Genomic DNA, 21,221 nt, shown 5'->3' with positions numbered 1-21,221 from the left:
TTCCTGCATTTTGCGTAAGTACTCGCGACGGCTTTGTAGAGACATTCTCACGTCACATCCCCTCAGTAAGATTTTGACGTGAGCGATCCACAATCCTTTCGGTAAGATTTTACCTGAGTGATCGCGGCTTCTTGACGCTTTTGTCTGAGAAGGGGTACAATAACCTTTGTTGATGATGTTCGATTTTTCGTCATGATTTGGATGCGGGGAGGGATACAAATACGATCACACAGAAATACATAACTTAGGGTAAGGGCAGCAAGATGGCGCCGATGGGCGCCGCGGATTGACCAAGCAGGAGGGAGTATTGGACATGGCAAAAGGAACGTTTTTCATGCGAAAGATCCACTCATTGTTCGGCGTCCTGCCGGTCGGGATCTTCCTGATCATGCACCTGACGACCAATTACCAGGCTACGAAAGGCGCGGAAGCCTACAACCAAGCGGCAGCCATGCTGGAGAGCCTGCCTTTTCTCATTGTTTTGGAAGTGGGACTTATTTTTTTGCCGCTGCTGTTCCATGCGATTTACGGCCTTTACGTCATGTACCAGGCAAGCGTGAATTTGAAAAATTTCGGAACTTTTCGTAACTGGATGTTTGTCTTGCAGCGCGTGACAGGGATTCTGACGCTGATCTTCGTGGCCTGGCACGTCTGGGAGACCCGCCTGATGCGGCCGGCTGAACCGGATTTCTACCAAATGATGGCGGGAATTTTGTCCAATCCTGCCATGTATTGGTTCTACGTTGTGGGCGTCGTTGCCGCGGTGTTTCACTTTGCCAATGGCATGTGGTCCTTTCTCGTCTCTTGGGGTATCACTGTTGGGCCTCGCGCGCAACAGATTTCTACGTATGTGTGGATGGTGGTCTTCGTGCTGCTGTCCATTGTCGGGATTAGTGCGATCAATGCGTTTGTTTAAGCCAGACCCATTATGAGCGAGGAAAGGGGTTATATGTGATGAGTCAAAAATTGATCGTTGTCGGCGGCGGATTGGCCGGATTGATGGCCACGCTCAAAGCGGCCGAAGCAGGCGTTCCTGTAGATCTGTTTTCGATCGTCAAGGTAAAGCGTTCCCACTCGGTCTGTGCGCAGGGCGGGATTAACGGCGCGGTTAACACGAAAGGGGAAGGAGATTCCCCCTGGATCCATTTTGATGACACCATTTACGGGGGCGACTTTTTGGCCAACCAGCCGCCCGTCAAGGCGATGTGCGAGGCGGCGCCGGGGATCATTTACCTGATGGACCGCATGGGTGTGATGTTCAACCGTACGCCGGAAGGTTTGCTTGATTTTCGCCGTTTCGGGGGCACGCAGCATCACCGTACCGCATATGCCGGTGCGACGACCGGCCAGCAGCTGTTGTACGCGCTGGACGAGCAGGTGCGGCGCTACGAGGTGGCCGGGCTGGTCAACAAGTACGAGTACTGGGAATTTTTGTCCATCGTGCAGGATGATGAAGGGGTTTGCCGGGGCATTGTGGCCCAGGATTTAAAGACGATGGAGATTCGAGCCTTCCGCGCCGATGCGGTCATCCTGGCGACAGGGGGGCCCGGGGTCATTTTCGGAAAGAGCACCAATTCGATGATCAATACGGGTTCGGCGGCCAGTGCCGTGTACCAGCAGGGAGCCTATTATGCCAACGGGGAATTCATCCAGATCCACCCGACGGCCATTCCGGGAGACGACAAGCTGCGCCTGATGAGCGAATCGGCACGCGGCGAAGGCGGGCGCGTCTGGACGTACAAGGATGGCAAGCCCTGGTATTTTCTTGAGGAAAAGTATCCGGCATACGGCAACCTGGTGCCCAGAGACATTGCGACGCGTGAAATTTTCCATGTCTGCGTCGACCTGAAGCTGGGCATCAACGGTGAAAACATGGTATACCTGGATCTGACGCACAAGGATCCCCGTGAACTGGATGTCAAGCTGGGCGGGATCATCGAGATTTATGAAAAGTTTGTCGGCGAGGATCCGCGCAAGGTGCCGATGAAGGTCTTCCCGGCGGTGCATTACTCGATGGGCGGGTTGTGGATTGATTACAATCACATGACCAACATCCCGGGCCTGTTTGCGGCAGGAGAGTGTGATTACCAGTACCACGGCGCCAACCGTTTGGGTGCCAACTCGCTGCTTTCTTCCATCTTTGGCGGCATGGTGGCCGGGCCCAAAGCGATCGAATACATGAAAGGGCTGAAAAAGTCGGCCGAAGATCTGTCCAGCACCCTGTATGACCAGGCGCGGAAGCGGGAAGATGAGAAGTTTGAGCAGATCCTGAAGATGGACGGCGACGAAAACGCGTACCGCCTGCACCGTGAACTGGGGCAGTGGATGACCGATAACGTGACGGTGGTCCGTTACAACGACCGCCTCAAGAAGACGGACGAGAAGATTCAAGAGCTGATGGAGCGCTACAAGCGGATCAACGTCAACGACACGAGCCGTTACAACAACCAAAGCGCTTCCTTCGTCCGCCAGCTGTGGAACATGTTGCAACTGGCGCGTGTGATCACGCTGGGTGCGCTGAACCGCAACGAAAGCCGTGGTGCCCATTACAAGCCGGAGTTTCCTGAGCGCAACGATGAAGAGTGGCTGAAGACCACAAAAGCGAAATTTACTCCTGACGGGCCAGTGTTTGAGTACGAAGATGTTGACGTTTCCCTGATCAAGCCCCGTCCGCGTCGTTATGACGTCAAGAAGGAGGAAGTGAAAGCATGAGTGGGGAGCAACAGACGATTCGGCTGATCATCAAGCGACAGGACGGCCCTGGTGAAAAGCCATATTATGAGGAATTTGACATCCCGTACCGCAAAAACATGAATGTGATCAGCGCATTGATGGAGATCCAGCGCAATCCGGTCAACGCCCAAGGAAAAAAGACCAAACCGGTCGTCTGGGAGCAGAACTGTTTGGAAGAAGTTTGCGGGGCCTGTTCGATGATCATCAACGGGCGGCCCCGGCAGGCTTGTACCGCCCTGATCGATCAGCTGGAAAAGCCCATCCGGCTGGAGCCGATGGCTTCCGCGTTTCCTGTGGAGCGCGATCTGGTGGTCAACCGGGAGCGGATGTTTGAAAACCTGAAGCGGGTCAAAGCATGGATTCCCATTGACGGCACCTATGATCTGGGGCCAGGGCCGCGGATGCCGGAATATGAACGGCAGATCGCGTATGAGTACTCCAAGTGCATGACCTGTGGCGTCTGCCTGGAGGCCTGTCCGAATGTCAACGACCGCTCCACCTTCATGGGGCCGCAAGTGATCGGCCAGGTACGCCTTTTCAACACCCATCCGACCGGCAAGATGAATGCCCATGAGCGGCTGGAGGCGCTGATGGGGCCGGGCGGAATTACGGAGTGCGGCAACGCCCAAAACTGTGTTCAGGCCTGTCCGAAGGGAATCCCTCTGACGACGGCCATCGCGGAATTGAACCGGGCCACTGTGGCCTTCGGCATCAAGCGCTGGCTTTCACAATAAGCGACGGAATCGCACTTGTACGGCGACATCCCGTTCCGCGCGTTTGGCGGAGCGGGATGTTTTTTTCAGAAACGTTTTGAGTGTCAATGGACATGGGGCGTTGCATAGAAAGATAAGATGGTTGCCTATTTATCGGTCATCCCTTCACCAACCATGTGCCGGGCACATAGGATATTTTGACTGTATCCCTACCTGTGATGGAACCCCGGCAAGGAGGGATGGACTTGGTAGATGGCGCACAACGCAAAAAACCACTTCTCACCAATCGAGAGCGGGAAGTATTCGAATTACTCGTGAAGGACAAGACAACCAAAGAAATCGCTCAACTGCTGTTTATCAGTGAGAAAACCGTTCGTAACCATATCTCCAATGTGATATGTTTTGAATAGCATAAAACATTGGAGGTATCGCTGATGAAAACAAACGTTGAGCGCATTCGCTTTTACACGCGCAAGGCCGCACAGTTCAGCACCATTCCGATTGCGCAGCGGAGGCCTGGGTCGCTGAGGTTCAGGCGCCTTATGGCGTACAAGGCGGCTCTGAATAAGCGGATTGAGGAAGATGGGATCCGCGTATGAACAAGGTGATGACCGTGAAGCTGCAAGCAACGGAACTTGAGCTGATTGAGCGCATCAGGCAACACTTTAACGAACGTTCAAATGAGATTGGACAAGGTGAGCTGTACGGGGAAAATGAGATTGAGCTGCTACTTGGCCACATCATTCGCGATTATGCAAGCTCAAGGGGATTATACAAGTGGGAGTAGCAAGACGTAGAACTTGGAGTTTTGTTATTGAATATCAACATTTTAAAGCACATAATGTGATATAAAAGCAAGACAGAAAGGAGTAAAGAGAATGGATAAAATCCCATTTGGATATACATTGAAAGATGGGAAATTTGTCGTCGATGAAAATGAAGCAACTATTGTGCGTTTGATGCATGAACTTTACGTACGTGGATGCAACGAGGAGGATATAAGGTTCATCTTTAACAAATTTGGCATACCAAAACGCGGACAGGAATGGAAAAGGCCGCTCGAAGAAATTCGTGACGATATTTTTAAACTTGCCGACGAATTGATTCAAGAAAGACTTGAAGAGAGGGAAAAAAGCGGCTGGAAAGCTCCAAATGAATAGAGAGGATTGTATCAGTGGCAATAACCCGGTGCTTGCCGGGTGATTAAAGGGTGAATGGGATGGCAAAGGTATTCAAATTTGATGAGAATGTCATGAACATGGTTGCTCAGATTATGGATTTTCAAAATGAAAAATTGAAATTCGGGCAGATGAACGAACAGGATACGGTAGAGTTCTGCATCAAAATGGTGTATGAAATCTTTATCGAAAAGAAACATCACTCGTTCCTGATTTAGGTGAAACAGAAGGCCGTTTGATAATTCTTTGAAAATCTTTTTGCAATGCTTTGATTCAACGTCCATTATCCCGTGTTAATATGGCATCATGGACAAACACGCCACCAGACGGCGCAGGATCCTTTCTGGTGGCTTTTTGTTTGGAGGATGACTTATGAACCATGAATACCTTTTGAAGTACGTGTGCGACGATTGCGACGGGCAATTTATTGTCAACTCGAAGGATGCCGACGAACATCTCATTTGCCCGTTCTGCCAAAGCGAATATGTGTATGTGACGGTTAAATGCGACAGGGAATACGTTCATGATGAGATGGGCTGCCTGTTTCCGATTGCGAGAGCATAAAAAAGAACTGCCAGCAGGCAGTTAACCCAAAAACCGTTTTAATTCTTCTTTTGCAATCTCGATGACTTTTTTCCTGCTGTCTTCTGGTCCGACATTAAAAATCGTCTTACCGTTTACGAGTTTTATGTCTACCAAACGTGAGTCGTCAAAAATTGGCCTTGGCACTTCTTTGGCAGAACCATAAAATTGCCCGTTCTGGTTGTAAATGTGCAATGCATATTTGTGTTCCCCATCCAGCCAAATAGTTTCAGACATGTTTATCACCCCTTTCTAATTGACATTATAAATGATTCGGACAATTCATGTAAGGTGTCCTCTAATCCGAGTACAGTCAAGTGGTGTCCTCTAATTAGAGGACAGTCGAGCGCCAGAGAGCCAAAACCCTTGTGTATCAAGGCTTTCGATGGTGTCCTCTAATTAGTGTACAAACGTTTGTTTGTCCTCTACGTAGGGTACAGAGGTGTCCTCTACGTAGGGTACGGTGCTGTACTCTAATTAGAGGACAAAGAAAAGAAAATATTAAAGAAAAATATAAATAAAGATCTATACTTGCTAACATGACGTTAGCAAGGTGATAAGAGGAAAATTTCTCCTTTTGTCGAATTGAGTAGACGAAAGGAGGAATGGTAAAGATGGAATTTCAAGAACTACTCATAAGTAGCTTAAAAAGGAGATACAAAAATCATGCTGTGCTTCAAGAACAATTTGATTACATGGCAGAAAAATTAAAACGACTGTACAAAGAATTAAAAGAATTTACAAGTTATGGTCTTGATGTTGAATTTGATGAAAATGACTACTCAGCAAAGTTGTCTATAAAGGATTTTTACTTGCAATTTGAATTTTTTAATGATGATGACTCGCCCTGCATTCAAGTGGTATGGGGAAAAGAAGACGACAGTTACTCATTTGATAAGATTGAAGCTCAACGATTGATAGATAAATCTGAAGCAGATAGAGCATTTGATATATACTTACACCGGACTTTTAATGATTTGCTTAAAGAGTTAAATTGAGGGACTTATTGCTCATAGGAGATGATGTTGTGAAACCATGGGCCAAACACTTCTACAAATCAAGGGCGTGGCGGCAATGCCGTGACGCTTTTTTTGTTTCGCGACATGGGCTTTGTGAGCGTTGTGGTGGCCCTGGAAAGATTGTGCATCACAAGGTGTATTTGAATCCTCAGAACATAGATGATCCCGATGTGAGTCTGAACTGGGAAAACCTTGAGCTGCTTTGTCAGGATTGCCACAACCAGGAGCATCATCGCGGCCAATCGACCGTGGAGGGCGTGAGGTTCGACGATGAGGGCAATCTGGTTGCGCTTTAGTGCAGTGAAGCATGCCCCCCTGGTCTGCAAGACCTGGTGGCTGCTGTGGGACCGGGCGCGGGCCTCACATTTTCCCCGGAACGTTTTTCTTGTACGAGGGGGGTTAGATTGGCGGTGAAACCATGGACAAAATCGACAAAGAAAAGTTGAGAAAGAAGGAGCTGGCAAAACTTAACAAGATATTCAAAAACCTGCCGGACGAAAAGAAGAAGTTGGCCGAAGGACTTAAGGCACAGGCCGCCTTCATGGTAGCAACGCTGGCTGAACTGCAGGAGATCATGAACCGAGATGGGCCGGTGGAACTATTTGAACAGGGCAACCAGCGGCTTCTGAGAGAGCACCCGGCGGCAAAGACGTACAACACGATGGTCCGTAACTATACGGCGGTGTGCAAGGCGCTTTTCGACCTGCTGCCGGACGAGGAGAGGAAAGACGCCGCCGATGAGCTCATGGAGTTTGTGAAGGGTGCGAGGAAGTGACCAACTACATCCTGGAGTACTGGAACAAAATCCAGTCCGGTGAGGTGCAGGCGTGCCGGCGGCTTAAGCAGCAGTACCAGAAGCTGGTGGATGAGCTCGAGAATCCGCGGGATCCGTGGGTGTTCGATCTGGAGAAGGCGAACCGGCCTATTGAGTTCATTGAGCGGTTCTGCAAGCACAGCAAGGGAAAATGGATCGGGAAACCGGTCCGGTTGGAGTTGTTTCAAAAGGCGAAGATCCAGGCGGTCTTCGGATTTGTCCACAAGGAAACGGGCCTGCGGCGAGCGCGGGAAGTTTTGACCATCATCGGCCGGAAGAATGGGAAGTCGACCGAAAAGGCGGCGCTCGGGCTCTACATGCTCGTCGGTGACGGCGAAGGCGGTGCCGAGGTTTACTCGATCGCCACGAAGCGGGATCAGGCTCGGATTGTTTTTGCCGATCACGCGGTTCCGATGGTGATGCAGTCCCCGGCGCTTAGCAAGCACATCCGGAAGCGCAAAACGGACCTGTACTTTCCGGTGACATTCAGCAAGTTCGAGCCACTGGCGTCCGACTCCAACAGCCTGGACGGCCTGAACGTCCACTACGCGATTATGGACGAGCTGCACGCGATCAAGGATCGCAACCTGTATGACGTCATCAAGCAAGCGATGACGGCCCGGGAACAGCCGCTGCTCGACATGATTACCACTGCGGGGTTTGTGCGGGAGTGCATTTACGACAGCATCTACGAGTACGCCTGTAACGTGCTGGACGGGATCGTTGAAGATGAGCGGTTCTTAGCGTTTATCTACGAGCTGGATGACCGTTCGGAGTGGACCGACTACCGGATGTGGGAAAAGGCCAATCCTGGCCTGGGCACGATCAAGGATTACAATGAGCTCGCGGCCAATGTGGAGCGGGCGAAGAACGATCCGGATTTCCTACCGACTGTACTTACGAAGGACTTCAACCTCCGGGACACGGTGGCCGGGACGTGGCTCACGTTCGATCAGATCAACAACGAAGAGACGTTCACGATGGACGACATCCGCGACACCTACGCCGTGGGCGGCGCCGACTTGTCCAGCACAACGGACTTAACCTGTACGACGTTGCTCATCATGAAGCCGGACGGGAAGAAGTACGCGGTTCAACAGTATTTCTTGCCAGAGGACTTGCTGAAAATTAGGGTCAAAGAGGATAAAATACCCTACGACAAATGGCACGCCCGCGGCCTGCTGACGCTTTGCCCTGGCAACAAAGTCGATTACAGTATGGTCACGGCATGGTTCCGCCGGATGGTGGATGAGTACGAGATTTACCCGTTATGGATCGGCTACGACCCGTGGAACTCTCAGTATTGGGTGGACGAGATGAAGGCGGCTGGCTTCCAGATGGAGATGGTCCGGCAGGGCGCGCAAACCTTGTCGCAGCCCATGAAGGAGATGGGTGCCGACCTGAGCGCCAAGCGCATCAACTACAACAACAACCCGATCCTCAAGTGGTGCCTGACAAACACCAGCGTAAAGCGTGATGAAAACGATAATATCCGGCCGGTAAAAGGCCAAAACCAGAGACAGCGTATCGACGGCGCTGTCTCTTTGCTTATTGCATACACCGTGCTATTCAACCACATGGACGACTACCGGGCGTTGGCGTGTTGAAAGGGGTGAGAACTTGCAGAGACGTTCACTTTTCGAAATGATTTTCGGCCGCCGGCCGCAGGAGTCGCAAATACAGACCCAGCTTCGGATGTTGAACGGTTACGCGCCGGTGTTTACTTCTTTTTCCGGGGATGCATACGACAGCGACGTGGTTCGGTCCGCGGTTGATGCCATCGCTCGGAACGCCGCGAAGTTGAAAGCGAAGCATGTCCGCCGGGTTGACGGCCGTGTGCAGGAAACCGGGTCGGACATCGAACGCCTGTTGAGCCAGCGGCCGAACCCGTACATGGATGCTTACACGTTTCTGTACAAAGTGGTCACGCAACTCTACCTGCAAAACAATGCGTTTGTGTTCGTGGACGTTGATCGTGTAGCTAGAAAAGTTCGCGGTTTTTACCCCGTAAATGCGGCGACGGTGGATTTCTTGGAGTATCAGGGTGGGGTGTATGTTCAGTTTCATTTCACGGGTGGACAGAAAATAGTGATTCCATATGAGGACGTCATCCATTTACGCCGATTCTTTTACCGTAACGACCTTTACGGCGAACCATCCGATCGAGCTCTCAATCCAACGTTGCAACTGATCAGGACTACGGACGAAGGAATTATGAATGCCATAAAGACATCGGCGTTTATTCGCGGAATCCTGAAGTTCACCAACAACATGTTGAAACCGGAGGACATAAAGAAGCAGCGCGATATGTTCGTTAAAGATTACTTAGATATCACGAACAATGGCGGAGTGGCGGCAACAGACGCCAAAGCTGATTATATACCGCTCAACAACGAACCCAAGATGGTCAACGCGGCTCAAATGAAACTGATTCAGGAGAAGGTGTATAGCTACTTCGGTGTCAATGAGAAGATTATTCGTTCCAACTACACCGAGGACGAATGGAATGCATTCTATGAGTCGACAATCGAGCCGCTTGCAATCCAGATGAGCCTTGAATTCACGTCGAAATTGTTTACGGATGCGGAACGACAGCGAGGAAACGAAATTGTATTTGAAGCCAACCGGCTGCAATACGCCAGCATGACCACGAAACTGAACCTCATGCAGATGGTAGACCGCGGTGCGATGACGCCAAACGAATGGCGTGCAGCGATGAATCTGGCGCCGATCGAAGGCGGAGACGAGCCGATCCGCCGGTTGGACACGGCGCCCGTAAACATTCAAGCCGAAGGGAGTGGAGCTGATGGAGAGAGCCAAGAAGGAACACCGCCTGATGGAGATAAGGGCGGTACCGGATCCACCGAATGATGAGATGATCGTCGAAGGATACGCAATTCGCTTTAACGAGCCTGCTGTCTTTGACATTTTCGGCACGGAATACCGTGAAATCATTGCTCCGACTGCCCTGGACGGGGCGGATATGCGGGATGTGCCGCTTAAGTACAATCATTCCGACCACGTGATGGTCATGGCGCGCACCAGAAACAAGACCCTTGAGCTCATCAAAGATGAGAAGGGTCTTTTTATTCGCGCGAAACTGGCCGACACCACGGCCGGCCGCGATTTGTACACGCTGATCAAGCGTGGTGACATTGACAAGATGTCGTTCGCATTCACTGTCGATTATGACAACGACGGTGATGAATACGACAGGAAAACCCGCACCCGTACTATCAAACGCATCAAGAAAATCTGGGACGTTGCCGCGGTGGATACCCCGGCTTACGATACAACGTCTATCTCAGCCCGCAGTTTTTTTGCCCTGGAGAGGGAAAAGGAGCAGGCCCTGGAGAGGGAAGCGCGGCGCAAAAAACTACTGTTAATGACTTATTTTTAGGAGGTAGACCCGAATGAACAAACACCAATTCCGTCTCAAAATGAATCTGCAAATGTTTGGAATCAGCTTTGAAAAACGATTGCAAGAGATTGAGGCCCGCAAACTGGAAATCCGGGCGCTCTTGGAGAAAGAAGATGCTGAAGTTGACTTGGACAAGCTTGAGCAGGAGCTTCGCGATTTGGACAAAGAAAAACAGGACATTGAACGCCGACAGCAGATTGCAGCTAGCATCCAAAGTGGAGCGGTCGATGCTAACCCGATTACCAAACCACAAGGTGAACAGCGCAACTTCGAAGGCATGGAGCGTGACGCTATTCTGGCGACGCCGGAATATCGTTCCGCCTACCTGAAGCGACTGCTGGGCCGCGATCTGACAGAGGTTGAGCAACGTGTGCTGACTACGGCTGCAAACAGTGCTGGTGCTGCTGTACCGACCACGACGCTTAACAAGATCATCGATAAATTGCGTCAGACGTCAGCTCTCTTTCCGCGCATCACAGTATCGTATGTGCCCGGGAACCTGTCCCTGGTTGTTGCGAATGCGAAGAATGCCGCGGCGTGGAAGGCTGAGGGTACGGATGGCACGCCGGCAGACGACACGGTCGTTAGCGTGAATTTGGCCGGGTACGAGCTGATCAAACTGGTCGAAATCTCGGCCGCCGCACAAGCTATGACAATCGATGCGTTCGAGGCCTATATTGCATCCGAAATCGGCCGACAAATGGCGATTGCGGTTGAAAACGCGATCTTGAACGGTACCGGTTCCGGGCAGCCGACAGGTATCCTGACCGGCATCACGTGGGATGCGAACAATTCCCACGAATGGGCAGCCGGGTCGGCTATCACCTATGATGACCTGGTGGATGGCCTGGCGCTGTTGCCGACAATGTATCATCCGAACGCCGTGTTCGTGATGAACCGCAAAATGCTCTTCGGAGGCGTCCGCAAAATCAAGACTGACGACAAACAACCGATTTTCACCTACAACCCGCAGGACGCGGCCCGGAACTCGATCCTCGGCTATCCGGTCATTGTCGATGACTACATGCCGGACAACACAATCCTGCTCGGCGATTTCAGTTACTACTACTGGAACTTTGCTCAGGCACCGACAATCGAAACAAGCCGGGATGCAGGATTCCGCAGCGGTAAGGTCGTGTACCGAGGCCTGGCCGTGGCCGATGGAAAGCCGGCGCTCGCCGAGGCGTTTGTGAAGATCAGCCAAGCGGCCGGCTAAGGCGGTGGCATGAATGGCGTTGTTGGATGACGTGAAGCTGGCGCTGCGTATCTCCAGCAGCGCCTTTAATTCTGAAATATCGGACCTGATTGCTGCAGCCAAGGCGGATCTGAAACTTTCCGGGGTGGCGGCTGAGAAGGTGGAAGACGAAATGGACCCACTCATCAAGCGTGCTGTCATTACCTACGTCAAGGCCCATTTTGGCTATGACAACCCGGAGGCCGAGAGATTTGCGAAGTCGTATGACCTGCTCAAAGCACATCTGACGCTGTCACAGGAGTACACGCAGGCGCCGGCGGTGAGTGACGGTGCGACATGATCAAGTGATTTACCTGCTATCCGTCACCGTGGAAGAGGATGAAATCGGCAATCAAATCGAAACCATCACGGAGCGGATGGTGTTTGCGAATGAGTTAGCCGTGACGAGCGAAGAGTTTTATAACGCCGCAGCTACCGGGTTGCGGCCGGCAAAGCGGTTCGAGGTCTACTCGTTCGAGTACCAGGGAGAGGACCGACTAAGGCATGACAGTGTTGTATATCGCATCATCCGCGCCGAAACGCGGGGCGAAAAGACCAGGATCACGTGCGAGAAGGTGGTCGCTGATGACTAACGTTTCAATCGATAGGCTGGCCGCTGAGATCACCAAAGCGGTTCAGGAATATACCGAGGACGTGACAGAAGCAATCGAGAGCAAGGTGGACGAGGTGGCCGAAGAAGTGCTGCAGGAAGTGAAGCGAACCGCCCCGAAACGAACCGGGAAGTACCGCAGGGGATTCGTAAAGACAAGTAGGGATGCGCCTGGACGAACCAGGAGAATTGTATGGAACAGGCGCCACTACATGTTGGTCCACCTGCTCGAGTTCGGACACGCGAAGCGCGGCGGCGGCCGGGTGGCGGCTCGGCCACATTTGCGGCCGGCATACGACAAACACGCCTCCAAATTGCCGGACGAAATCAAGCGCATCATCCGGAACGGGGGATGACCATGACGCAAGCAGAGCTGTTCCAGGCGCTCAAAAGCCTCGGTATGCCGGTGGCATATGGCTCATTCAGTTCGGCCGTCAGCCCGCCGTTCATCACTTATCAGTTCGCCTATTCCAGTGACCTCATAGCCGACAACATTAACTACGTCGAGGTGTCGAACTTTCAGATTGAGCTTTACACGAATAAGAAAGACCTTGCAGCCGAGGCGGCGGTCCAAAACAAATTGAAGGAGTTAGGCTTGCCGTATTCAAAGGTCGAGGCGTGGATTGAGGAAGAAAAACTTTATCAAGTGATTTATGAAATCCAGCTCATAGGAGGCTGATGAGGGTGTCTCAAAACAAAGTCACATTCGGTCTTGAAAAAGTCCACATCGCCTTTTTTGACGAAGAAGCCGCGCAGCAGCCGGCGTGGAAAGCGCCGATTCCGATCCCCGGAGCTGTCCGGTGGACGCCGTCGGCCGTGGGGGAATCGAGCACGTTTTACGCGGACAACACCGCCTATTTCACGGTGACCGCGAACAATGGTTACACCGGTGAGCTTGAGCTGGCCAACGTGCCGGACGCCATTCTGGCCGAAATGCTCGGATGGGAGATCGACCAAAACGGCATGATCGTCGAAGTGTCTGACGCGATCCCGAAACCGTTCGCCCTGCTCGGGCAGGTGCTCGGCGACAAGCGCAATCGCCGGTTCGTGTACTACTATTGCACGGCCAGCCGTCCGGCGAAGGAGCGTACCACTAAGGGCGAAAACATCACGCCGGCAACGGACGTGTTGTCGCTGACGATCAGCCCGATTGAGATCGGCGGGAAGATGATAGTCAAAGGGGATTTGGAATTGAGCGACACGAACCAGACGGTATTCAACAGCTTTTTCAACGCTGTGTACGTGCCGACGTTCGGAGGGGGTAGCGGTTCATGAGAGAACTGAAAATTGGAGACCAAACAGTGAGAGTCAGGGCGACACCCCTGGCTCTTTTGTATTATCGACAGGAATTCGGGTCCGATCTATTCGGCGACCTGCTCAAGATGGCGCAGTCGCTGGTCGGCGTGGAGGCGATCGCGGCCGGCGGCGGACAAATTGATCTTTCGCGGATCAACCTCGCCGCCATAGACTCTGTTGGAATCCTCCAGCTCATCTGGGCGATGGCGAAAGCGGACGCATTCGGGCGCCAGTTCCCGTCCTTTCAGGAGTGGGTCGCCTCACTTGAGTCGTTTGACCTCTTTAGCGGCGACACGCTGACCGCCGTGTTCGAAGAGGCCGCGAACGGATTTTTTCGTTCCCGGGCGGCCGGAATCAAGGGGGGAGTTCGTTGACCCGAACCGACGAACGGAAATCGACGTGCTGGCGGTCGGGAAGCGCATCGGTCTTTCATTCGCCGAGATGAACGAGCTGCGGGTGATGGACCTTTTTGATTTGGCGCGCTCCTATATGGGCGCAAAGGAAGACCGGCCACGCATGGCAACGCAGGCAGATATTGATGCGTTTTATGGCAGATAAAAACCCCTGCCTCAATTGGCAGGGGTATCTGCTTGCTTTTTTTGCGCTTTCCAACTGTAGTTGCAATCTTTGCAGCGGAGAACCTTTGGCATGAAAAAACCTAAAGGTGATAAAAGGATAAGCAATATTGCAACAATCCAAAAGGGAGGAAACAAGAAGCCAAGCCAGATCAAGCAACCGCCACCTGCAAACGGGGCCAAAAACCAGACTGCTTTGCCAATTACATCAACCCTTTTAGATTCGCATCGGGGACATGGTTCCCAAGAAGAAGACATAAATACCGCCTCCACGGTTTTTTAGAAAATTGTATCACATTTTTGCGAGGGGTGGATCAGATTGATAAACTTGGTCTGTAACGAGGGTTGTGGCCAGGAATTTATATTGATCAGTTACGGCACGGAAATCGTCAAGGACGACGTTGAGCGGGTTGGCTTTTCGTGCCCGCACTGCGGAAAAGTTTATACGGCATACTATCAGAATTCTGTCACAAAGCAGCTTCAAGAAGAGCTTGCCGCCCTGCAGCGCAAACTGCGCAGGGGCATATCAGCGAAGCAAGCAGATTCTCTTGATAAGCGAATCAGGAAAACGAAAAGGAAACTCGCTGCAGCAATGGATGATTTGCGAAAAGAAGTCGAAGCGGGTTGATCGTGATGGAGAAAGTTAAATGCCCGAACTGCGGGCAGACATTGTTCTTTGCCCGTGTTGCTGACCTCGAAATCAAGTGTCAGCGCTGCAGGAAAATAGTGACCGTGAAAATCCAAGGACAGAGCCAGAGCCGCACGAAGTAGCGAGCCTAGTGCCTGCCTTTTTTCTTTACTTCGGGAAAAAGGCAGGTGAGCAAAATGGCGGAAACAATCAAAGGCATAAACGTCGTCATCGGCGCTGAGACGACCGGGCTTTCTGCCGCTCTGTCGGACGTGAACAAACGGGCGCGAGACATCCAGTCAGAGCTAAAACAGATCGATAAGCTCCTGAAATTGGACCCGACGAACACGGAACTAGTTGCACAGAAGCAGCAGTTGCTTTCGCAGGCGGTGGAGAATACTCGCGAAAAGCTGAACCGGCTGAAATCGGTGCAAGAACAGGTAAACGAGCAGTTTGCCCGCGGCGAAATCAGTGAGGGGCAATACCGGGCATTTCAGCGTGAGGTCGTGAAGACCGAGCAGGAGCTGCGTTCGCTCGAAGGCAGGCTGGCCGAAGTCACCAATGAAGTGCAGGATCAGGGTAAGAAGGTCAGCAAGCTCGGTAAGGACTATCAGGAGGCGTTCGACGAAGCGAAGCGTTCCATGGGCAACGCCTATGAGCAGGCGCAAAAACTCGGGGCTTCTGTCACGGCTGCCGGCGTCGGGATCGCCGCCGGTCTTGGCGTTGCGGTGAAAGGTGCCGCCGACTTCGAGCAGGCGATGGCAAACGCCTATTCCGTCATGGCGCCGGACGAGGTCGCACAGTTCCGCGACGAGCTCAAGCAACTTGCGCTGACCATGGGTGCTGAAACTAAGTACAGCGCGACCGAAGCGGCCCGTGGCATCGAGGAACTGGTTAAAGCCGGTGTAAGCGTCGAGGACATCCTGAAAGGCGGTCTGTCTGGTGCGCTTTCTCTTGCGACAGCTGGAGAATTGGAGCTGGCGGATGCGGCCGAGATTGCAAGTACAGCTTTAAACGCGTTCCGTGCGGATGCAATCTCGGTGCAAGAGGCGGCGGACATTCTCGCCGGAGCCGCGAACGCATCTGCGACGAGTGTCAGCGAGCTCAAATATGGATTATCACAGGTATTGGCTGTCGCATCTGGCGTTGGTCTCTCGTTTAAGGACACGGTCACAGCGTTGGCGTTATTTGCTCAGAACGGCCTAAAGGGCTCGGACGCCGGTACATCGTTGAAAACCATGCTTTTGAACCTGCAGCCGTCAACAAAGAAGGCTGCAGAAACGATGGCCGAGCTTGGTATTATCACCGAGGATGGTACTAACAAGTTTATTGATGCAAACGGACAATTCAAAAGCTTGGCTGAGATTGCCGGTGTATTGCGTGAGTCTTTAAGCGGATTGTCTGACGCCCAGCGTCTGGCTGCACTGGAAACCATGTTTGGTTCCGACGCCATCCGTGCCGCCAACATCCTCTACAAAGAAGGGGCGGAAGGCGTCACCGCGATGGCCGAGGCGATGGGTAAGATCAGTGCCGCCGACGTGGCCGCGCAGAAGATGGACACGTTCAAAGGTGCGCTGGAGGAACTGAGTGGGTCGTTGGAGACGGCGCAGATTTCAATTGGTTCGGCGCTTATTCCGGCGCTTCGCACGCTGACGGGCATCATTCAAACAGTTGTCGATGGATTCAACAGTTTGCCGCCGGGTGTTCAATCGACGATTGCTGTGATTGGCGCATTGGCGGCAACAGTCGGACTGATTGCAGGCCCGCTGCTGTTGCTCATAGGCTTTTTGCCACAGATTGCTGCAGGATTTGCGATGCTTGGCCCTGTCATATCAGCGGTTGGCGCAACTTTTACCGCACTGACAGGACCTGTTGGTTTGATCATAGCCGCTATCGCGGCACTGTCCGCAGCCTCTTTCCTGGTCATCAAGAATTGGGAATCGATCAAAGAATTTTTCGTCGGCTTGTGGGACACCGTTTCGTCCGCCACTTCGGCGGCATGGGAAAGCATTAAGTCCCTTCTTTCATCCGCATGGGAATCAATTACAAGCGCCGCTTCGTCCTCGTTTGAAGCAATTGCAACATTCCTTACGAATGTGTGGAACGGCATCGTTTCGTTTCTTACAGGAGTATGGAATGGCCTTTCGTTGGCAGCACAAGCGGCATTTACGGCAATCGTTGATGTTGTTCGCCCGATCATGGAAGGATTCAAAACGTTCTTTTCCGGCGTTTGGGAAGCGATTAAGAATATATTCGCCGGAGCGCTCTTGCTAATCATTGACTTGGTGACGGGCGACTTTGAGAATTTGTCCAAAGACGCGCAGGCGATCTGGAACAACTTGAAAGAGTCATTCAGAAACATCTGGACTGGCATCCAACAGGTATTTTCTGCGGCCCTTGATTTGATTGCGAAAGCTCTGAGTTTGGCATGGGAAGGCATCAAGGCAGCAGCGGAATCGGCATGGAATGGGATTAAGTCGGCTATTTCAAGTATCGTCACGGCCACAACCAACTGGATCAAAGGTGCCTGGAACAATCTGCTGAATTGGTTCCGGGAGCTTCCCGGGAAGCTATACACCATTGGAACTGATATGTTCAATCGGATGAAGGATGCGGTTACGGCCACAGTTAATGGCGTAAAAGAGGCAATCGTAACAGGAATTACGGTCGCGATTGATTGGTTGAAAGGCTTACCTTCGACGTTGATGGATATTGGGAAAAACATGATCCAAGGGCTTATCGACGGAATTAAGAGCATGATTGGAAGGGTTGGCGACGCAATCAGGAGCATCGCTGACACGATATCGGGAGGACTTCGGGATTTCTTGGGCATTCACTCTCCTTCCCGCGTCTTGATGCAGCTCGGGGAGTACGCCGGCAAAGGGTTTGCACTTGGTATTCAGCGGACAATTGCGGATGTAAAGCGCCAAGCGTCCGAGTTAGCAGCGGCCGCAACTGATGTCCGGGTGGGGACTGTGCCTGCCGGAGGCATGTCGTCTGCCAGTGGCGTCAAGGCGGCGTCCGCCTCGGGTACAATCATCCAACACGTTACGATTCAAGCACCAACGCCGCTATCCCCGGCTGAGACGGCACGCCAGTTGCAACGCGCCAGCCGGCAGCTTGCGATGGAGTGGGGGATATGAGAAGGCTCACATACACGAACGCGAGGGGCGAGAGCATTGTCCTAGGTGATTCGCCGCCCTTCGTGGTCACTAAGTTGGAGGGCACCGGTGGAGTGGATACCGACATCAAGACGCAAAAGTCGCCATACCAGGACGGGGCGACATACCTTGATACGTATTTGGAAATGCGGCAATTAACTCTGGAAGGTTGCATTCTGGCCAGGAGTCGCCAACAACTCTTTGATTTGCGCCGTGAACTGGCGAGGGTGTTCAACCCGAAGTTTGGCCCAGGCAAACTGCTGTATGAATACGATGGTGGCCAAAAGGAGATCCAGGCAGTTGTGGACGGTTCACCTGTATTTCCTGAACGACGTGGTGGCATTATGGCGCAAAATTTCTTGATTACTCTTTTGTGCCCAGATCCATTCTGGCTCGACACTTACTATGTCAGTAAACAGATGTCATATCTCATGGGTGGTATTCAATTCCCACTTCAGCTGCCAACCATTTTCGCCCAAAGAACGCACTACCGGTCCGTAATCAACTCAGGGGATGTGTCCACGCCGGTGACGATTGAATTTTATGGCCCCGCCGTGAATCCAGTAGTGACGAATGAAACGACAGGCGAGTTTATTAAAGTACGGCAGACCCTGGAGGACGGGGACGTACTACACATTGACACTGCATTCGGGAGGAAGCGGGTTGAAATCGAAAAAGCGGACGGCACCAGGTATAATGCTTTTCACTTTATCGACCTTTCCAGTACATTCTTTCAGCTTGAGCCTGGAGATAACGTGCTTTCCTATAGCTCAGACGATGACAGTACGACGGCCAGGGTGATCGTCAAGTACCGAAACCGCTATGTGGGGGTGTGATCATGGCTGAGGCTTATCGCTTTTTCGATAGTTTGCCGGAGGATCCGCGCGAGTACACGGCAGACCAATTCGCAGAGTATTTCCGGCTGTTTCTGACTGACGGCATTTTGAACGGCGGTGAAAATCTCCAGGTGTCCGCGAATGGGACCGATATGCGGACGTTTGTTAAAGCCGGGTATGCTTGGATTCAGGGGTATATGTATAAAAACACGGAAGACTTGTTCATATCCCACTCTACGGCGCATTCTTCTCTGAATCGTATTGACCGGATTGTGATCAGACTTGATAAGACATTGCCAAATCGTTATATTCGTGCGTTCGTAAAAGAAGGGGCTCCTGCTGAGAACCCTGTCCCGCCATCTCTACAGCGGGATGATAACATCTGGGAAATCAGCCTGGCACAAGTGCTGATTGAGGCCGGAAAATCCTTTGTCGAGCCGTCGCAAATCACTGATGAGCGGTTTGATAACTCTGTGTGCGGATTGGTTAATTCACTTATCCAAGTTGACACGGCCACGATGCAGCAGCGTTTCGACAGTTGGCTGGAAAGTGTGCAGGGGGACTGGCAGCAGTGGTTTGAAGAAGCGCAGCAACAGTCGCCGGCGAGTAAAGAGGAAGTGCAGCAGGTGGAGAATAACCTTGCTGCACATTTGGCGGATAATGCGAACCCCCACAATGTCACGGCAGCGCAAATCGGTGCCCCCGTGCTTGGAACATCAAACCAAGCCATCAACAAAATCAAGGCTCTCGATCTCAGGATAGATACGAGGAACACGGTGCTGACTTATGACGGGAACGGACGATTGATGAGGGTCGAGGAAAAAGACGGCGAAACGATTGTGAAGACAACAAACCTGCTCTATGACGCGAACGGGAATCTAACACAAGTGGAGGAAATCGCTGGTGGGACGACTGTAACAACAACGTTGACATATACAAATGGACAGCTTACCTCTGTGAGCAAGGCGGTGAGTTAAGATGGATGTGGTGGGATATGCGTTGGCTGATAGTATAGAACCTATTGCTGATAGTTGGCTATCAAAAGCATTATTCTCACCAGGGCGTTATGGACTTGGTGTGACTGCTTTAGGCGGAAAAATATATGCGATTGGAGGGCGTGGGAGTTCATATGCTTTAGCAAACACTGACATGTATGACCCCATACTCAATACATGGTCAGCGAAAAGAGCTATGACAGCACCAAGATATAGACTTGGTGTGACTTCAGCTAATGGAAAGATATATGCAATTGGTGGGAATGATGACGCTGTTAATGTAGGGGTTACCGAAGAGTATGACCCTATAACTAATACATGGACCACAAAAGCAAGTATGTTAACCGCTAGAAATCAACTAGGTGTAGCGGCTATAAACGGTAAAATATACGCAGTTGGAGGATTCTCACAAAATTACACTTCACTGAATGAGGTATATGATATAGCTACGAATACGTGGTCTACAAAGGCTCCGATGCCATCGGCGTTAGGTAACTTTGGTATCGCTGTTGTAAACGAAAAGCTATATGTGGTTGGAGGAGGAGATAGTGTAGGCATTGGTAATATTACCAGAGAGTATGATCCTGTTTCTAATTCATGGTCTTCAAAAGCATCGCTAAATTATAGAAGGATAAATCTTGCAGTTGCAGAACTTGGCGGTAAAATTTATGCAATCGGAGGATATTACAACGGAAGGCTTGCAACAAATGAGGTATATAATCCTAAAACTAACGAGTGGGTTGTTGTATTGCCCATGCCTACTGCAAGAGAAGAACTTGGAGCGGCATCTGCGTATGGAAAAATATACGCAATTGGAGGATTTTCTACTAGCGGAGATACAAGAGCTAATGAGGAATATACACCAGCATCACTTAAAGGATTAGATACACTAAAAGCATGGTTAGCCGCCAAATAAAAGGAGGATGATACCTATGTTGGATTCCATTCAACTTCTCAAGGAAGCCCGTGAGCTTGGATCAACAAAAACGCTGGCCGATGTGGAGGCCATTTTATCTACCTATGATTATCCGGCTTTGAGAGAACAGGAGCGGACCCGCTTTCGCGTCGAGCTGTGGGACAAGGTAACCCCAATCAATGGCGTGTCACCGGAGTACATTTTGAAGGATGCCCCGGAAGACGGGGAAATCTATCTGGTCTACGTTGACGGGAATCTGGTGTATCTTCAGAAGCACGATCCGGACCAGATCGGTTTTGTCCCGATGACACCCGAAGTCGCTTTGGCGAAGGCCAACGCGCTGGTGGACAGGCTTGTCGAAGAAGCCATTGACGCACGAGTGAAAAACGAGGTACTGAGGCAGCTGCTGTAGCGGCTTTTTTAATTTGCATGAGTGAGTCACAATAGGACGATTTTGTGCAACAAACCAACGCCGAAAAGGGCGTATTTTTTATGCCTGAAGGTGGTGGA

Annotated in this window: 27 protein-coding genes; 25 read left to right on the top strand and 2 right to left on the bottom strand. The window is 51.6% G+C overall.

Features of this window, described 5'->3' with window-relative positions; translation table 11 throughout:
• Positions 1-313: 313 nt before the first annotated feature.
• The 7 genes from BAA01_09570 (at position 314) to BAA01_09540 (ending at position 5,188) form a co-directional block, all read left to right on the top strand.
• Positions 314-916, top strand: a complete 603-nt coding sequence (locus BAA01_09570; GenBank protein OUM85707.1) for a succinate dehydrogenase — start codon at positions 314-316, stop codon at positions 914-916.
• 38 nt (positions 917-954) lie between these two features.
• Positions 955-2,712: a succinate dehydrogenase flavoprotein subunit gene (locus tag BAA01_09565; protein OUM85706.1), complete on the top strand. Its 1,758-nt coding sequence runs from the start codon at positions 955-957 to the stop codon at positions 2,710-2,712.
• Positions 2,709-3,467 carry a succinate dehydrogenase iron-sulfur subunit gene (locus BAA01_09560; protein OUM85705.1) on the top strand — a complete coding sequence of 253 codons (759 nt, stop codon included), beginning with the start codon at positions 2,709-2,711 and terminating at the stop codon, positions 3,465-3,467. Before BAA01_09565 ends, BAA01_09560 begins: the two co-directional genes overlap by 4 nt.
• Positions 3,468-3,685: 218 nt before the next feature.
• A complete protein-coding gene (locus BAA01_09555) occupies positions 3,686-3,856 on the top strand; it encodes a helix-turn-helix transcriptional regulator (protein OUM85704.1) in 171 nt (56 codons plus the stop codon).
• 185 nt (positions 3,857-4,041) lie between these two features.
• Complete coding sequence (locus tag BAA01_09550; protein ID OUM85703.1) at positions 4,042-4,233, top strand: hypothetical protein; 192 nt, start codon at positions 4,042-4,044, stop codon at positions 4,231-4,233.
• A gap of 91 nt (positions 4,234-4,324) precedes the next feature.
• Positions 4,325-4,606 carry a hypothetical protein gene (locus tag BAA01_09545; GenBank protein ID OUM85702.1) on the top strand — a complete coding sequence of 94 codons (282 nt, stop codon included), beginning with the start codon at positions 4,325-4,327 and terminating at the stop codon, positions 4,604-4,606.
• A 390-nt stretch (positions 4,607-4,996) separates the two neighbouring features.
• Complete coding sequence (locus BAA01_09540) at positions 4,997-5,188, top strand: hypothetical protein (GenBank protein ID OUM85701.1); 192 nt, start codon at positions 4,997-4,999, stop codon at positions 5,186-5,188.
• 21 nt (positions 5,189-5,209) lie between these two features.
• On the opposite strand, the gene BAA01_09535 is transcribed toward BAA01_09540, so the two are convergent.
• Positions 5,210-5,443 (bottom strand): hypothetical protein, encoded by a 234-nt coding sequence (locus BAA01_09535; protein ID OUM85700.1) that lies wholly within the window; start codon positions 5,441-5,443, stop codon positions 5,210-5,212.
• 377 nt (positions 5,444-5,820) lie between these two features.
• On the opposite strand from BAA01_09535, the gene BAA01_09530 reads away from it, so the two are divergent.
• Positions 5,821-6,204, top strand: a complete 384-nt coding sequence (locus BAA01_09530) for a hypothetical protein (protein ID OUM85699.1) — start codon at positions 5,821-5,823, stop codon at positions 6,202-6,204.
• 59 nt (positions 6,205-6,263) lie between these two features.
• Here the strand turns inward: BAA01_09530 and BAA01_09525 are convergent, their stop codons facing one another.
• Entirely contained in the window at positions 6,264-6,551 is a 288-nt protein-coding gene (locus BAA01_09525) for a hypothetical protein (GenBank protein ID OUM85698.1), read from the bottom strand.
• Positions 6,552-6,643: 92 nt separating this feature from the next.
• Here BAA01_09525 and BAA01_09520 point away from each other — a divergent pair, with 92 nt between their 5' ends.
• The 17 genes from BAA01_09520 (at position 6,644) to BAA01_09440 (ending at position 21,123) form a co-directional block, all read left to right on the top strand.
• The gene (locus tag BAA01_09520; GenBank protein ID OUM85697.1) at positions 6,644-7,000 is read left to right on the top strand and encodes a hypothetical protein; all 357 of its coding nucleotides are present in this window, start codon (positions 6,644-6,646) and stop codon (positions 6,998-7,000) included.
• On the top strand, positions 6,997-8,646 hold the full coding sequence (locus BAA01_09515; GenBank protein OUM85696.1) for a terminase: 1,650 nt from the start codon (positions 6,997-6,999) through the stop codon (positions 8,644-8,646). The genes BAA01_09520 and BAA01_09515 overlap by 4 nt, the downstream gene beginning before the upstream one ends.
• 37 nt (positions 8,647-8,683) lie before the next feature.
• Entirely contained in the window at positions 8,684-9,910 is a 1,227-nt protein-coding gene (locus tag BAA01_09510) for a phage portal protein (protein OUM85695.1), read from the top strand.
• On the top strand, positions 9,846-10,439 hold the full coding sequence (locus tag BAA01_09505) for a primosome assembly protein PriA (protein OUM85694.1): 594 nt from the start codon (positions 9,846-9,848) through the stop codon (positions 10,437-10,439). Before BAA01_09510 ends, BAA01_09505 begins: the two co-directional genes overlap by 65 nt.
• Before the next feature lie 13 nt (positions 10,440-10,452).
• Positions 10,453-11,676 carry a hypothetical protein gene (locus BAA01_09500; protein ID OUM85693.1) on the top strand — a complete coding sequence of 408 codons (1,224 nt, stop codon included), beginning with the start codon at positions 10,453-10,455 and terminating at the stop codon, positions 11,674-11,676.
• Between the two features lie 13 nt (positions 11,677-11,689).
• Positions 11,690-11,995 (top strand): DNA-packaging protein, encoded by a 306-nt coding sequence (locus BAA01_09495; protein ID OUM85692.1) that lies wholly within the window; start codon positions 11,690-11,692, stop codon positions 11,993-11,995.
• A complete protein-coding gene (locus BAA01_09490; protein OUM85691.1) occupies positions 11,985-12,287 on the top strand; it encodes a hypothetical protein in 303 nt (100 codons plus the stop codon). The genes BAA01_09495 and BAA01_09490 overlap by 11 nt, the downstream gene beginning before the upstream one ends.
• Positions 12,280-12,660 carry a hypothetical protein gene (locus BAA01_09485; GenBank protein OUM85690.1) on the top strand — a complete coding sequence of 127 codons (381 nt, stop codon included), beginning with the start codon at positions 12,280-12,282 and terminating at the stop codon, positions 12,658-12,660. Before BAA01_09490 ends, BAA01_09485 begins: the two co-directional genes overlap by 8 nt.
• A 2-nt stretch (positions 12,661-12,662) precedes the next feature.
• Complete coding sequence (locus BAA01_09480; GenBank protein OUM85689.1) at positions 12,663-12,983, top strand: hypothetical protein; 321 nt, start codon at positions 12,663-12,665, stop codon at positions 12,981-12,983.
• Positions 12,983-13,579 (top strand): phage tail protein, encoded by a 597-nt coding sequence (locus tag BAA01_09475; GenBank protein OUM85688.1) that lies wholly within the window; start codon positions 12,983-12,985, stop codon positions 13,577-13,579. The genes BAA01_09480 and BAA01_09475 overlap by 1 nt, the downstream gene beginning before the upstream one ends.
• The gene (locus BAA01_09470; GenBank protein ID OUM85687.1) at positions 13,576-13,974 is read left to right on the top strand and encodes a hypothetical protein; all 399 of its coding nucleotides are present in this window, start codon (positions 13,576-13,578) and stop codon (positions 13,972-13,974) included. Before BAA01_09475 ends, BAA01_09470 begins: the two co-directional genes overlap by 4 nt.
• A gap of 520 nt (positions 13,975-14,494) precedes the next feature.
• Positions 14,495-14,803, top strand: a complete 309-nt coding sequence (locus tag BAA01_09465; GenBank protein OUM85686.1) for a hypothetical protein — start codon at positions 14,495-14,497, stop codon at positions 14,801-14,803.
• Positions 14,804-15,000: 197 nt separating this feature from the next.
• Positions 15,001-17,946, top strand: coding sequence for a phage tail tape measure protein (locus BAA01_09460; GenBank protein OUM85685.1), 2,946 nt, complete (start codon positions 15,001-15,003; stop codon positions 17,944-17,946).
• Positions 17,943-18,800, top strand: a complete 858-nt coding sequence (locus BAA01_09455) for a phage tail protein (protein ID OUM85684.1) — start codon at positions 17,943-17,945, stop codon at positions 18,798-18,800. The genes BAA01_09460 and BAA01_09455 overlap by 4 nt, the downstream gene beginning before the upstream one ends.
• Before the next feature lie 2 nt (positions 18,801-18,802).
• Entirely contained in the window at positions 18,803-19,777 is a 975-nt protein-coding gene (locus BAA01_09450; protein ID OUM85683.1) for a hypothetical protein, read from the top strand.
• A 656-nt stretch (positions 19,778-20,433) separates the two neighbouring features.
• Positions 20,434-20,679, top strand: a complete 246-nt coding sequence (locus tag BAA01_09445; protein OUM85682.1) for a hypothetical protein — start codon at positions 20,434-20,436, stop codon at positions 20,677-20,679.
• A gap of 48 nt (positions 20,680-20,727) precedes the next feature.
• Positions 20,728-21,123, top strand: coding sequence for a hypothetical protein (locus BAA01_09440; GenBank protein ID OUM85681.1), 396 nt, complete (start codon positions 20,728-20,730; stop codon positions 21,121-21,123).
• The last annotated feature ends 98 nt before the right edge of the window (positions 21,124-21,221 follow it).

Origin of the sequence: Bacillus thermozeamaize, from assembly GCA_002159075.1 — a bacterium.
GTDB classification, from domain to species: domain Bacteria; phylum Bacillota; class Bacilli; order ZCTH02-B2; family ZCTH02-B2; genus Bacillus_BB; species Bacillus_BB thermozeamaize.
The sequence above is the reverse complement of the archived record's forward strand: the minus strand, read 5'-3'. Positions and strand labels throughout refer to the sequence as shown.